This is a genomic window from Buttiauxella ferragutiae (assembly GCF_022637515.1).
In the GTDB taxonomy this organism is placed as follows: Bacteria; Pseudomonadota; Gammaproteobacteria; order Enterobacterales; family Enterobacteriaceae; genus Buttiauxella; species Buttiauxella ferragutiae.
Genome location: NZ_CP093332.1, coordinates 1,249,829 through 1,263,751 on the forward strand (window position 1 = coordinate 1,249,829; position 13,923 = coordinate 1,263,751).

At 50.5% G+C, this 13,923-nt stretch carries 15 protein-coding genes; 14 read left to right on the top strand and 1 reads right to left on the bottom strand.

All coding sequences use genetic code 11. From position 1 onward, the window contains the following. Positions 1–128: 128 nt before the first annotated feature. Together MNO13_RS05650 and MNO13_RS05655 are read left to right on the top strand one after the other, a co-directional pair. Positions 129–764: a DUF1007 family protein gene (locus tag MNO13_RS05650; RefSeq protein WP_232886323.1), complete on the top strand. Its 636-nt coding sequence runs from the start codon at positions 129–131 to the stop codon at positions 762–764. Further along, positions 755–1,738, top strand: coding sequence for a nickel/cobalt transporter (locus tag MNO13_RS05655; RefSeq protein ID WP_121815093.1), 984 nt, complete (start codon positions 755–757; stop codon positions 1,736–1,738). Before MNO13_RS05650 ends, MNO13_RS05655 begins: the two co-directional genes overlap by 10 nt. A 135-nt stretch (positions 1,739–1,873) precedes the next feature. On the opposite strand, the gene suhB is transcribed toward MNO13_RS05655, so the two are convergent. After that, positions 1,874–2,677, bottom strand: a complete 804-nt coding sequence (gene suhB, locus MNO13_RS05660; RefSeq protein ID WP_064544422.1) for an inositol-1-monophosphatase — start codon at positions 2,675–2,677, stop codon at positions 1,874–1,876. 119 nt (positions 2,678–2,796) lie between these two features. On the opposite strand from suhB, the gene trmJ reads away from it, so the two are divergent. The 12 genes from trmJ (at position 2,797) to MNO13_RS05720 (ending at position 13,900) form a co-directional block, all read left to right on the top strand. Then, a complete protein-coding gene (gene trmJ, locus MNO13_RS05665; RefSeq protein WP_064544425.1) occupies positions 2,797–3,537 on the top strand; it encodes a tRNA (cytosine(32)/uridine(32)-2'-O)-methyltransferase TrmJ in 741 nt (246 codons plus the stop codon). A 130-nt stretch (positions 3,538–3,667) separates the two neighbouring features. Next, on the top strand, positions 3,668–4,156 hold the full coding sequence (gene iscR / locus MNO13_RS05670) for a Fe-S cluster assembly transcriptional regulator IscR (protein WP_064544427.1): 489 nt from the start codon (positions 3,668–3,670) through the stop codon (positions 4,154–4,156). Positions 4,157–4,487: 331 nt separating this feature from the next. Then, the gene (iscS, locus tag MNO13_RS05675) at positions 4,488–5,702 is read left to right on the top strand and encodes a cysteine desulfurase (protein WP_064544428.1); all 1,215 of its coding nucleotides are present in this window, start codon (positions 4,488–4,490) and stop codon (positions 5,700–5,702) included. A 43-nt stretch (positions 5,703–5,745) separates the two neighbouring features. Continuing rightward, entirely contained in the window at positions 5,746–6,132 is a 387-nt protein-coding gene (gene iscU / locus MNO13_RS05680; RefSeq protein ID WP_015703172.1) for a Fe-S cluster assembly scaffold IscU, read from the top strand. Between the two features lie 24 nt (positions 6,133–6,156). Continuing rightward, entirely contained in the window at positions 6,157–6,480 is a 324-nt protein-coding gene (gene iscA / locus MNO13_RS05685; protein ID WP_064544430.1) for an iron-sulfur cluster assembly protein IscA, read from the top strand. A gap of 61 nt (positions 6,481–6,541) precedes the next feature. Then, complete coding sequence (gene hscB / locus MNO13_RS05690) at positions 6,542–7,057, top strand: co-chaperone HscB (protein ID WP_121815095.1); 516 nt, start codon at positions 6,542–6,544, stop codon at positions 7,055–7,057. Positions 7,058–7,070: 13 nt separating this feature from the next. After that, positions 7,071–8,921, top strand: a complete 1,851-nt coding sequence (hscA, locus tag MNO13_RS05695; protein ID WP_232886321.1) for a Fe-S protein assembly chaperone HscA — start codon at positions 7,071–7,073, stop codon at positions 8,919–8,921. Position 8,922: 1 nt separating this feature from the next. Further along, on the top strand, positions 8,923–9,258 hold the full coding sequence (gene fdx, locus MNO13_RS05700; protein ID WP_034459208.1) for an ISC system 2Fe-2S type ferredoxin: 336 nt from the start codon (positions 8,923–8,925) through the stop codon (positions 9,256–9,258). 12 nt (positions 9,259–9,270) lie between these two features. Continuing rightward, positions 9,271–9,471, top strand: a complete 201-nt coding sequence (gene iscX / locus MNO13_RS05705) for a Fe-S cluster assembly protein IscX (protein WP_064544436.1) — start codon at positions 9,271–9,273, stop codon at positions 9,469–9,471. A 70-nt stretch (positions 9,472–9,541) separates the two neighbouring features. Then, entirely contained in the window at positions 9,542–10,828 is a 1,287-nt protein-coding gene (pepB, locus tag MNO13_RS05710; protein WP_064544437.1) for an aminopeptidase PepB, read from the top strand. Positions 10,829–10,989: 161 nt separating this feature from the next. After that, positions 10,990–11,766: an enhanced serine sensitivity protein SseB gene (gene sseB / locus MNO13_RS05715; RefSeq protein WP_232886319.1), complete on the top strand. Its 777-nt coding sequence runs from the start codon at positions 10,990–10,992 to the stop codon at positions 11,764–11,766. Between the two features lie 145 nt (positions 11,767–11,911). After that, positions 11,912–13,900 (top strand): M48 family metalloprotease, encoded by a 1,989-nt coding sequence (locus MNO13_RS05720; protein ID WP_232886318.1) that lies wholly within the window; start codon positions 11,912–11,914, stop codon positions 13,898–13,900. Positions 13,901–13,923 lie beyond the last annotated feature (23 nt).

The window sequence follows — 13,923 nt, forward strand, 5'->3', positions numbered from 1 at the left end:
AAGTCAAAGTTGATTAATGCTAAGCGTAGCTAAAGCTTTTATCGCACAGAGTCACATTTGAGCTTTTTAATTACGGAATTTTGACTGGCTCACAGAATTTTAAGCTTGAGAGAATAATGAGCAGGAAAATGTGTAACAGAGTTGTTCTTTTTGCCTTAGGTACGGCGCTTTTTAGCCCGTTAGCATTGGCCCATCCGCACAGCTTTATTACGCTTGTGACCACGGTTATAACCAAAGATGACCAGCTAACGGGTCTGAAAATGCAGTGGACAATGGATGAAATTACTTCAGCAGATCTACTGTATGACGCCGGTGACGCAAAGCCTGATTCACCGGTCTGGAAGAAGCTCGCCGCCGAAGTGATGGCCAATGTTTTAGGGCAACATTACTTCACTGAATTCTGGCACAACGGCCAAAAAGTGACGTTTAACAATTTACCACCCGAGTACGGGCTGGCACGGGTAGGGCATCAGGCAGTGTTAACCTTTGTTTTACCGCTGGCACATCCGCAGCCGTTAAAAGGGCAAACATACCAATTCGCGACCTTCGACCCGAGCTATTTTGTCGATATGAGTTACGACCGTCCTGAAGATGCCAAAGTGCCGAAAACATTAGCCGCACTTTGCAAAATCTCGGTCAAAACACCGCAACCGACTGAAGATATGCAGGCGTTTGCCTTGTCGTTAGATAAAGCCGATGCGCCACCAGAAGATATGGAACTCGGTAAACAATTTGCTCAACAGGTTACGTTGCAATGTCAGTAATTCCTTCAGCTCGAACCTCTTCACGCCGCTGGATACAACTGTGGCCGCTGGCTCTTTTCCTGCTTGTCTGTGCGGTTGGGCTGTACAGCCTGTGGCACTACTGGCCGCAAATTATCCTTAATAGTGCAATTTGGCAGAAAGCAATTAACCAACAAATGAGCGCACTTTTGCGTGAGGTTGCCGAAAACCCGGAGCGAGCGGGTTGGTCATTACTGTCGTTTAGCCTGGTTTACGGTGTGCTGCACGCGTTAGGGCCGGGGCATGGCAAAGTGGTGATCGCCACTTGGCTTGCCACCCATCCTTCGCGTTTGAAAAGCAGCCTGAAACTGACTTTTGCCGCTGCCTTAATGCAGGGAGGCGTGGCTATTGCGTTGGTAACGGTGGTGCTGGGGATTCTGGAATTGCCATCACGGGAACTGCATACGAGCAGTTTCTGGTTGGAGAAAAGCAGTTATTTGCTGGTGGGGATTTTAGGCTTGATGTTGTGTGGTCGCGCCTTACGAAATTTACACCGCGTTTTGCGAAAACCGAAGCGCTTTACCTCGTTCACGCCGCATCATGTTCACGACGAAAAATGTGGTTGTGGCCATCAGCATTTGCCGACAGAAAAACAGCTTGATGCAGGAGAGGACTGGCGTGCCCGCGTGATGATTGTGCTGTCGATGGGGATGCGCCCGTGTTCCGGTGCCATCATGGTGCTGCTGTTTAGTAAAGTCATTGGCGTGTATAGCTGGGGAATGTTGTCGGCGTTGACGATGGCTGCCGGGACATCAATTACGATTTCCGGGCTGGCGTTTCTGGTACACGGTTTCCGTCAGCTTGCGGTGCGAGTGAGTGGTAACAAAGCCCCGGTTTTATGGCGACAAGTAGCCTGGGCGACACTGGCGTTAGCGGGCGGTGGGATTTTAGTTTTAGCGGCGGCGGTGATGTGGCTGAGTGCTCAACCGGTAATGCGCGGGATACGACCGTTTTAGTCCTTGATTAAAACAACCCTCACCCCGGCCCTCTCCCTGAGGGCGAGGGGGAAAACCGGACATTCTCCTCCCCGAAGGGGGAAACCGAACAGTCCCCTCTCCTGGGGGAGAGGGTTAGGGTGAGGGCTTTAAAGATTAACGCTTCAGCGCTTCGCTCAATTCATCACGCATTGTTGCCAGCATGGCTTTAACAACACGTGGATTACCTGCAACGATGTTGCCGCTGGTCAGGTGGTTATGGCCGCCGGTGAAATCACATACCAGGCTACCAGATTCGCGAGCAATCAGTTCACCTGCTGCGAAATCCCACGGCTTCAGGCCAATCTCGAAGAAACCATCAACGCGGCCAGCCGCAACGTATGCCAGATCCAGTGCAGCAGAACCGGTACGACGGAAGTCAGCACACTGCGTGAACAGTTTGGCAACGATGTTGATATATGGAGTGGCGTGTTGCTTCAGTTTGAATGGGAAGCCGGTTGCCAGAATAGTGCCGTCAAGATCGCGTGCATTGCTGCCGCGCAGACGGTAACCGTTCAGCTGTGCGCCTTGACCGCGAACGGCTGTGAACAGCTCATTACGCATTGGGTCATAAACCACAGCAACTTCGGTGCGGCCTTTAACACGAACAGCAATAGAAACAGAGAAGTGTGGCAAACGTTTGATGAAGTTTGAAGTGCCATCCAGAGGATCGATAACCCATTGCACATCCTGCTCGGTACCCGCCAGTTCGCCTGATTCTTCAGCGATAATGGTGTGTTGCGGGTAGGATTTGCGGATAATTTCGATAATCAGGCGCTCGGCCTCTTTATCTACGTTAGTCACAAAATCGTTGCTGCCTTTCTGGCTCGCTTCTACAGCGTCAGGGGTTTCGTAGTTCTTGGCAATTAAATTGCCCGCCTTGCGCGCAGCGCGCACGGCGATGGTGAGCATCGGATGCATCGGTCTCTCTCTGGATGTTAAAGAACGGGAAAACGCGGCGGAGTATAGCAGAGCGTTCGGAATATGTCCCAGGGTTATGATAGGATATCGCGATAATCTTTTCAGGCTATGAGTCAATAATGCTGCAAAACGTACGTATAGTGCTGGTTGAAACCTCCCATACCGGCAACATGGGCTCTGTAGCCCGTGCGATGAAAACCATGGGGCTGACCAATCTTTGGCTGGTCAATCCGCTGGTTAAACCTGACTCTCAAGCTATTGCGCTTGCTGCGGGTGCCAGTGATGTTATCGGTGAAGCTAAAATTGTCGATACCCTTGATGAAGCGTTGGCAGGCTGTAGTCTGGTGGTTGGCACCAGTGCGCGTTCGCGTACATTGCCGTGGCCGATGCTCGATCCACGCGAATGTGGTTTAAAGAGTATTTCTGAAGCGCAACATGCGCCAGTCGCCATTGTTTTTGGCCGCGAGCGTGTAGGCTTAACCAATGACGAATTGCAGAAATGCCACTACCACGTGGCGATTCAGGCAAACCCAGAATATAGCTCGCTGAACCTGGCGATGGCGGTGCAGATCCTGGCTTATGAAATTCGTATCGCCTGGCTTGCGACTCAAGAAGAAGGCAAAGAAGCGGTCGTTGTTGAAGACGAAACACAGTACCCGGCGGTTGACGATCTCGAGCGTTTTTATGGTCACCTGGAACAAGTGTTGCTGAAAACTGGCTTTATTCGCGCAACACATCCAGGCCAGATTATGAGTAAGTTGCGCCGCCTGTATACTCGTGCACGCCCGGAAATTCAAGAACTTAACATCCTGCGCGGCATGCTTTCTTCTATTGATAACGAGAAAAAACACGGCAAATAATACTTGAGTAAATTACTAGGTTAAATAGTTGACCAATTTACTCGGGAATGTCAGACTTGCGACCTGCTATGTGACAATCACATTTATAAAAAACCCCCGGTTCGAGGGGCGATTTGAGGTTATGTAAGACATGAGACTGACATCGAAAGGACGTTATGCCGTGACCGCAATGCTTGACGTTGCGTTGAACTCCGAATCAGGCCCGGTACCGTTGGCTGATATTTCTGAACGTCAGGGAATCTCTCTCTCCTACCTGGAGCAGTTATTCTCCCGTCTGCGTAAAAATGGCCTGGTTGCCAGCGTACGTGGTCCAGGCGGCGGTTATCTGCTGGGTAAAGAAGCAAACAGCATTGCAGTCGGCGAAGTGATTAGTGCCGTCGATGAATCTGTAGATGCTACGCGTTGCGCGGGCAAAGGTGGTTGTCAGGGCGGCGATAAGTGCCTGACTCACGCACTGTGGCGCGATCTGAGTGACCGTCTGACCGGTTTTCTGAATAACATCACCTTGGGTGAGCTGGTGAATAACCAGGAAGTGCTGGACGTCTCTGGCCGTCAGCATAATGAAAACCATCGCAGTACGCGCTCTCAAGACGCAATCGACGTCAAACTGCGCGCCTAATTTACCCATCATATTTCGGGTTGCAACTGTGTTGGCCGCACTTGTTCACCCCAGTCACTTACTTGATGTAAGCTCCTGGGGACTCTCAAGTTTGCCGCCTTGCTGCAACACGAACTATTTAGGGTAAAGATAAAAAAGAATTTTAGAATCTTTGTCATTTTTTAAAGAATGACAATCCCCAAAATATTTCAAGTTGCAGGCAGGCGGCAAGCGAAGGAACCCCGATGAGCTTAGTAAACTAAGTGATTCGGGTGAGTGAGAGCAGCCAACACACCTGTAACTTGAAAGATGAAGGGGATTTCGCATTGAGTGATGTACGGAGTTTAAAAGCATGAAATTACCGATTTATCTCGATTACTCTGCCACTACGCCAGTTGACCCGCGTGTTGCGCAGAAAATGATGCAGTTTTTGACTATGGACGGAACCTTCGGTAACCCGGCTTCTCGTTCGCACCGTTTCGGTTGGCAGGCGGAAGAAGCTGTTGATATCGCCCGTAACCAAATCGCTGAACTGGTTGGTGCAGACCCGCGTGAAATCGTCTTTACCTCCGGCGCAACTGAATCCGATAACCTCGCTATTAAAGGTGCAGCTAACTTCTATCAGAAGAAAGGCAAGCACATCATCACCGTAAAAACCGAACACAAAGCCGTGCTGGACACCTGTCGTCAGCTTGAGCGTGAAGGTTTTGAAGTGACTTATCTGGCACCGCAGAGCAACGGTATCGTTGACCTGAACGTGCTGGAAGCGGCGATGCGTGACGACACCATTCTGGTTTCCATCATGCACGTGAACAACGAAATCGGCGTGGTACAAGATATCGCGGCAATCGGCGAAATGTGCCGTGCGCGTGGCATTATCTATCACGTAGATGCGACTCAGAGCGTGGGTAAAATGCCTATCGACCTGAGCACTCTCAAAGTTGACCTGATGTCCTTCTCTGGTCACAAAATCTATGGCCCGAAAGGGATCGGCGCGCTGTATGTTCGTCGTAAACCACGTATTCGTATCGAAGCTCAGGTACACGGTGGCGGTCACGAGCGCGGCATGCGTTCTGGTACTCTTCCTGTTCACCAGATTGCTGGCATGGGCGAAGCTTACCGTATCGCAAAAGAAGAGATGGAAACAGAAATGTCCCGTCTGCGCGTCTTGCGTAACCGTCTGTGGAATGGCGTGAAAGATATGGAAGAAGTGTATCTGAACGGTGACCTGGAACATGGCGTTCCAACTATCCTCAACGTGAGCTTTAACTACGTTGAAGGTGAGTCACTGATTATGGCACTGAAAGACCTCGCGGTTTCTTCCGGTTCGGCCTGTACTTCAGCAAGTCTTGAGCCATCCTACGTGCTTCGTGCACTGGGCATGACTGATGAACTGGCTCACAGCTCTATCCGTTTCTCTTTGGGTCGTTTTACTACTGAAGAAGAGATCGACTACACCATCGAACTGGTACGTAAGTCCATTGGCCGTCTGCGCGACCTTTCTCCGCTGTGGGAAATGTTTAAGCAGGGCGTGGATCTTAATTCCATCGAATGGGCTCATCACTAATTGTCCGTCACGGACGTCGATATCGGATTCTGGAGAATAAAAAATGGCTTATAGCGAAAAAGTAATCGATCACTACGAAAATCCACGCAACGTGGGTTCTTTTGACAACAGCGATGACAGCGTCGGTTCCGGCATGGTGGGTGCACCTGCTTGTGGTGACGTGATGAAGTTGCAGATTAAAGTCAACAATGAAGGTATTATTGAAGACGCTCGCTTCAAAACCTACGGCTGTGGCTCTGCCATTGCTTCCAGTTCGCTGGTAACCGAATGGGTTAAAGGTAAATCTTTGGATGAAGCGCAAGCAATCAAAAACACCGACATCGCAGAAGAACTTGAACTGCCACCGGTGAAGATTCACTGCTCAATCCTTGCAGAAGACGCTATCAAAGCGGCTATCGCGGATTACAAAAGCAAGCGTGAAGCTAAATAATTATTGTTGAGTAGAGGTTGTTGTATGTCGATTACCCTTAGCGACAGTGCTGCCGCACGTGTGAATGCCTTCCTGTCCAATCGCGGAAAAGGCTTTGGTTTGCGCTTAGGCGTTCGCACCTCAGGCTGCTCCGGTATGGCTTATGTTCTGGAATTTGTTGACGCACCGATGGCAGATGACACCGTGTTCGAAGACAAAGGCGTGAAAGTGGTCGTCGATGGTAAAAGCCTGCAATTTTTAGACGGCACTGAGCTCGACTTCGTCAAAGAAGGTCTTAACGAAGGGTTTAAATTTACTAACCCGAACGTGAAAGATGAGTGTGGCTGCGGTGAAAGCTTCCACGTCTGATACTCGCCAATCCCCCGTGTAACTTCACGTTGCGCGGGGTCTAAAGTTACCCGAGCCTGTTATGGATTACTTTACCCTCTTTGGGTTACCGGTAAGTTTTGCCCTCAATACTGAGCTGCTGGCTACCCGTTACCAGGAGCTGCAACGTCAGTTCCACCCTGATAAATACACCAGCCGCCCTCAGGCGGAGCAACTGCTGGCGGTCCAACAATCTGCGACCATCAACCAGGCCTGGCAAACGCTGCGTCATCCACTGCCGCGCGCCGAGTACATTCTCTCCCTCAACGGTTTTGACCTGGCGAATGAACAGCATACCGTGCGCGACACCGCGTTTTTGATGGAGCAACTCGAATTACGCGAAGAGCTTGATAACATTGAGCACGCCAAAGATAGTGACCGCCTGGAATCCTTTAGTGCCAACGTTAATGCAATGGTGAAAACCCGCATGGCGCTAATGGTGCAGCAACTGGATAATCAGGACTGGACGCAGGCGGCGGATACGGTGCGTAAACTGCGTTTTCTCGATAAACTGCGCAGCCAAATAGAACAACTCGAAGAAAAGCTGCTCGATTTTTAACTGGAAGCTCAATATGGCGTTATTACAAATTAGTGAGCCGGGCCTGAGTGCGGCACCTCATCAGCGCAAGCTGGCGGCGGGCATCGACTTAGGTACTACCAATTCACTGGTTGCAACTGTTCGTAGCGGGCAAGCCGAAACGCTGCCTGACCATGAAGGGCGTCACCTGTTACCTTCTGTGGTGCACTATCAGCAACAAGGTCTGGATGTGGGCTGGGATGCGCGTGCGCAAGCCGCAACCGACCCGGCGAACACCATCAGCTCGGTAAAACGTCTGATGGGCCGCTCGCTGGCCGATATTCAGGCGCGCTATCCGCATCTGCCTTATTCACTCCAGGCGAGTGAGAATGGCCTGCCGATGATCAACACGCCAGCTGGGCTGCTGAACCCTATCCGTATTTCATCCGACATCCTTAAAGCCCTTTGCGCACGCGCCACCGAAGCGCTGGAAGGCCAGCTTGATGGAGTGGTGATTACCGTTCCGGCGTATTTCGACGATGCACAGCGTCAGGGTACCAAAGATGCCGCGCGTCTGGCCGGCCTGCACGTGCTGCGTTTGCTGAATGAACCGACTGCGGCAGCGATTGCCTACGGTCTGGACACTGGCAAAGAGGGCGTTATCGCGGTTTACGATTTAGGCGGCGGTACGTTTGATATTTCCATCCTGCGTTTAAGCCGTGGCGTGTTTGAAGTGCTGGCGACCGGCGGTGATTCTGCACTAGGCGGCGATGACTTTGACCACCTGTTAGCCGACTGGCTGCGCGAGCAAGCAGGCGTTGCTGACCGTAGCGACGACCGCGTGCAGCGCCAGTTACTGGACGCCGCCATTGCCGCGAAAATTGCTCTGAGCGATGCCGAAACTACCACGGTAGAAGTGGCTGGCTGGACGGGTACCGTGACCCGCGAACAGTTCAACGAACTGATTGCAGCCCTGGTTAAACGTACTTTGCTGGCTTGCCGTCGCGCGTTGAAAGACGCAGGCGTGGAAGCTGACGAAGTTCTGGAAGTGGTAATGGTTGGCGGTTCAACCCGCGTGCCATTAGTGCGCGAACGTGTCGGCGAGTTCTTTGGCCGCACGCCGCTGACGTCCATCGACCCGGATAAAGTTGTCGCTATCGGTGCCGCCATTCAGGCGGATATTCTGGTCGGCAACAAGCCGGACAGCGACATGCTGTTGCTGGATGTGATCCCACTGTCGCTCGGCCTCGAAACCATGGGCGGCCTGGTAGAGAAAGTCATTCCACGTAACACCACTATTCCGGTGGCGCGTGCGCAGGACTTCACCACCTTTAAAGACGGCCAAACGGCGATGTCGATTCAGGTGTTACAGGGCGAGCGCGAACTGGTACAAGATTGCCGTTCGTTGGCTCGTTTTGCACTGCGCGGTATTCCGGCAATGCCTGCGGGCGGGGCGCATATCCGCGTCACCTTCCAGGTTGATGCGGACGGCCTGCTAAGCGTCACCGCCATGGAGAAATCCACAGGTGTTGAAGCTTCTATTCAGGTGAAGCCTTCTTATGGCCTGAGCGACGGCGAAATTGCCTCAATGATTCAGGACTCCATGAGTTTTGCTGAGCGAGACGTGCAAGCGCGTATGCTTGCGGAGCAAAAAGTTGACGCGGCCCGCGTGCTGGAAAGCCTGCAAGGTGCGTTAGCCGCAGACGCCGCGCTGTTAAGCGCCGCTGAACGTGCAGATATCGACGCGACAATAGTGGCACTCCATGCCGCTGCTGCGGGTGACGATATCAATGCGATTGAACAAGCCATTAAAAACGTAGACAAACAAACCCAGGATTTCGCCGCACGTCGTATGGATGAATCAATCCGTAAGGCGCTGAAAGGCCACTCCGTGGACGAGGTTTAACATGCCAAAGATTGTATTTCTGCCTCATCAGGATTTGTGCCCAGATGGCGCAGTATTGGAAGCGAATGTCGGTGAAACCATTCTTGATGTTGCCCTGCGCAACGGTATCGAGATTGAACACGCCTGTGAAAAATCCTGTGCTTGCACCACTTGCCACTGCGTAGTGCGTGAAGGTTTCGACTCCCTGGCTGAAAGCACGGAAGACGAAGACGATATGCTGGACAAAGCCTGGGGTCTTGAGCCGGAAAGCCGCTTAAGCTGCCAGGCTCGCGTCACAGACGAAGACCTGGTCGTTGAGATGCCGCGCTACACCATCAACCATGCGCGTGAGCATTAACAGGAGTCGCAAATGGGATTGAAATGGACCGATAGCCGCGAAATCGGCGAAGCACTGTACGACAGCCGCCCGGATCTCGATCCGAAGACGGTACGCTTCACCGATCTGCATCAATGGATCTGCGACCTGGAAGATTTTGACGACGATCCAAACGCATCCAATGAAAAAATTCTGGAAGCAATTCTGTTAGTCTGGTTAGATGAAGCAGAATAAAAATAAGCGGGCTGCCTCTGGCGGCCCGTTTTTATATGTAGCATGAGCTGAAAAATATAAGGAAAAGAACATGACAGAAGCCATGAAAATTAGCCTTTCCACGTCGCCTGCCGATGCGCGTTGGGGCGAAAAAGCCGCTTATAGTATCAACGACGAAGGGATTACCCTGCACCTGACAGGCAAAGATGACCTGGGGTTAATCCAGCGTGCTGCCCGTAAAATTGACGGCCAGGGCCTGAAGCATGTGCAACTGGCAGGTGACGGCTGGGATGTAGAAAAAAGCTGGGCATTTTGGCAAGGTTATCGCGCACCAAAAGGTACGCGTAAAGTTGACTGGGCAGTGCTGGGCGAAGCAGAGCAAAAAGAGCTGAATAACCGCCTGAAAATCATCGACTGGGTACGTCATACCATCAATACACCAGCCGAAGAACTTGGCCCAGAGCAACTGGCTTCACGCGCCATAGACCTGCTGTGTGATGTGGCATGCGATAACGTTTCTTACCGCATCACTAAAGGTGAAGATCTGCGCGACCAGAACTATATGGGTATCCATACTGTTGGCCGTGGTTCAGAGCGTGCACCGGTTTTACTGGCGCTGGATTACAACCCAACAGGCAACCCGGATGCACCGGTTTATGCCTGCCTGGTGGGTAAAGGTATTACTTTCGACTCCGGCGGCTACAGCATCAAGCAAAGCGCGTTCATGGACTCCATGAAATCGGATATGGGCGGTGCGGCCACCATCACCGGCGCACTGGCATTTGCGATTACTCGTGGCCTGAACAAACGCGTCAAACTGTACCTGTGCTGTGCAGATAACTTGATTAGCGGCAATGCCTTTAAATTGGGCGACATCATTAAATATCGCAACGGCAAAACTGTTGAGATTATGAACACCGATGCGGAAGGCCGCCTGGTACTGGCTGACGGCCTGATTGACGCGTGTGCGCAAAAACCAGAATTAATCATCGACTGCGCAACCTTAACGGGAGCGGCGAAAACGGCACTGGGTAACGATTACCACGCGCTGTTCAGCTTCGATGATGAACTGGTTAATCGCTTGATGGCGAGTGCTGCGGCAGAAAACGAACCGTTCTGGCGTTTGCCACTGGCTGAGTTCCACCGCAACCAGTTGCCGTCCAACTTTGCCGAGCTGAACAACACCTCCAACGCCTCCTTCCCTGCGGGTGCGAGTACGGCGGCGGGCTTCCTGTCTCACTTCGTGGAAAACTATCACGAAGGTTGGCTGCACATCGACTGCTCTGCAACTTATCGTAAAGGTGCGGTTGAGCAGTGGTCTGCTGGCGCAACAGGCATTGGTGTGCGTGCGATTGCAAATCTGCTGGTTAGTCAGTAATTCGCTTTTCGCCCTCACCCCGGCCCTCTCCCTCAGGAGAGGGGGAACACCGATCAATTCCCTCTCCCTCAGGAGAGGGGGAACACCGATCAATTCCCTCTCCCTCAGGGAGAGGGTTAGGGTGAGGGTTGTTTGCCCCACAGACTCATTCTGGAACCACCATGTCAGAACCAAAAAACGAACTCGAAACGCTGCTTGAGCAGGCCGCCACGGAACCCGCTCACCGCCCGGCATTCTTCCGCGTGTTACTGGAATCCACCGTTTGGGTGCCGGGTACCGCCGCTGAAGGCGAAGCCATTGATGCTGATAGTGCCGTGGAATTGCAGCACTGGGAAAAGGACGATGGCACCTCCGTCATTCCGTTCTTCACCTCAGTTGAAGCGCTGCAACAAGCTATCAGCCACGAGCAGGCATTTGTCGTGATGCCAGTGCGCACGCTATTTGAAATGACGCAGGGCGCGACACTGTTCCTGAATGCCAAACTGCCAACCGGCAAAGAATTTACCCCGCGTGAAATTACCCATTTGATCAGCGATGAAAGCGATCCGTTAACCCAGCAGGAAGTGCTGGATGGCGGGACTTCCTTGCTGCTTTCCGAAGTGGCTGAACCGCCGGCGCAAATGGTCGATTCATTAACTACGCTGTTCAAAAACCTGAAAACTGTAAAACGTGCGTTCATCTGCTCTATCAAAGAACGTGCTGACGAGCAGCCAAACCTGCTGATTGGTATTGAAGCTGAAGGGGATATCGAAGCGATTATTCGCCAGGCTGGAAGTGTCGCGACTGATACGTTACCAGGCGATGAGCCAGTTGATATTTGCCAGGTGGTGGAAGGCGAAAAGGGCATCAGCCACTTTATGATGGCGCACATTACGCCATTCTACGAACGCCGCTGGGGCAGTTTCTTGCGAGATTTTAAAACCAATCGGATTATCTAAAAAAATAAAAACAGCACACGCATGGTGCTGTTTTTATTACCATGTAAATTTTTCAGAGTTTGGTGCCTTGCATTTATAATTACCTGCGAGCAATATTATTTTATAATGTTTAATATTCTTATTTTCAATGACCGGGATGGTTGTGATGAAAAACAAAGGGTTCTTGTATATATTTGTTATTCCAGTGTTAATTACGCTTTATGGGTTTTTCCAACTGTATCGGATGAATGATGGAGTTTCGCCTTCAGATTACGGTTATGATTATAATGAAATGGCTTTACGGCATTTTTTATCAACAATAGGTTTGATATCGTCACTGCTTAGTTTATTTATCAGTGGTGCCGCGATGGCACTCTGCCGCTATAGTACAACTGTTGCCAGAAAATCCCAGAACACACTGGTTATCATGTTTAACCGCTGCCGAAAAGTATTCCCATTCATGATGTTGGGGCAGATTGTTTTTTGTGGTCTCAGTATAATATTTTATGCCTTTTCAGAAATTGCCTGGATCGTTTCTGCATTTGAAATGGATGCCGGGAGTTATAAATTACTTACCCTGATTGGAATGGGGGTATTAGGTGTTTTATGGATATTAATAAAAAGTCTCATCAATATTAAAAATTGTTTTGCCATGTTCCAACCCACACCTTCATTAGTTATTGGACATAATGTTTCTGAACAACAGGCTGCTGGCCTCTGGCAATGGGTTCGGGAACTGGCTGCGAAAATTAATGCAGTCATTCCGGATAATATCGTTGTGGGTATGGAAGAGTGTTTTTATGTTACCGCTAATTCAGTGCAGCTTGTTGATGGTGAGCATTTAACCGGTAATACGTTGTATTTTCCTGTCACTTACGCACGCTTTATGAGTGAAGATGAAATTGCTGCGGTCGTCGGCCATGAACTGGGGCATTTTACCGGGCAAGATACCCAGTACAGTTTGCGTTTTACACCACTGTACAGCGGCCTGCAAAATAGTCTGGAACAGGTTGCTATTAAAGCGATGGGCAATTCATGGATAGATAACATCGTTATCTATCCTGCTCTTTATATCGGGAATTATTTCCTAAAGAATCTCGACGAAACGGTTAATTACTGGAGCCGTATCCGTGAGCATGCTGCCGATGCTGTTGGTGCAAAAGCCAGTAGCGAGCAGGCGTTTTCTAGCGCATTACTGCGCATTTGTGCATTGAGCGATGATATTAGCCAGCAAATTCATCGGCTTTATCAAGGGAAGTTTAACGACCCCGATCTGGCTGCCACAGTCTTTGAAGCTCTGAAATCAAGAGAAACTATTGATGCGAAAGCACAGCTTGAAAACAGTACCACCCATCCACTAGACAGTCACCCACCCACAAGCTTACGCATTGCGGCCCTGAATGTGCAGGTTGATGATGCACTGCTCATACAAGCTTCTCGTCCAGTCAGTGAACATGACTATCATAATATGGATAAGTGGTTTGCAGACCCTCAAGGCTTATGTCAACAACTCACACAGGCTCTCAAAAAAGAACTGGGTGAACAGGGTGAGCAAATTCGCAAAGAGTTGGAAGCCGTCTCTCAAATCGTCGCCCCAGAAGAAACGCTGACATTTCGCTTAGGCAAAAAAAACGTTTGGTTTATGGGGGGATTTGCAATGGTATTATTTATTATCGCTGCATGGGTTACATCTCTTATCTTTTCAGGCCCTGGTGCTGCCGGTTCAACGCAAGTAAAGGTAGCGGCATGGACAGCTGGCTTCTCACTATTCTTTGCTCTTGCTTCTGTGGCGATGTACAGGAAAACGCTTCAACCGCTATTTACCTTGTCCAATGACAGTATCTTGAGTGTACAGCTCAATAAACCTGTCATGCTTGTTGATATAGAAGATATTTCAATGCGAGTGATTCAGAGTAATTGTTATTTGGATCTCATTATGCGCGAGGATGCGGAATTGCCCATTTCTTTACTGGGGCGTTTTTCTCGATCCATTGCCGTCGTTACCAAAAAACATAAAATAACCATGATCATTGCCGGGACGCTGCTCAAAGAAGGCTGCAACGAAAAGATAAGCTTTGATGAATTGTATGAATTATTAGCGAAATATCTGCAGGCTGCACATGCGCGTAGAGTTCTTATTGAGTTGAATAGTTAAACGAGAATATTCTGGTGCAGGTA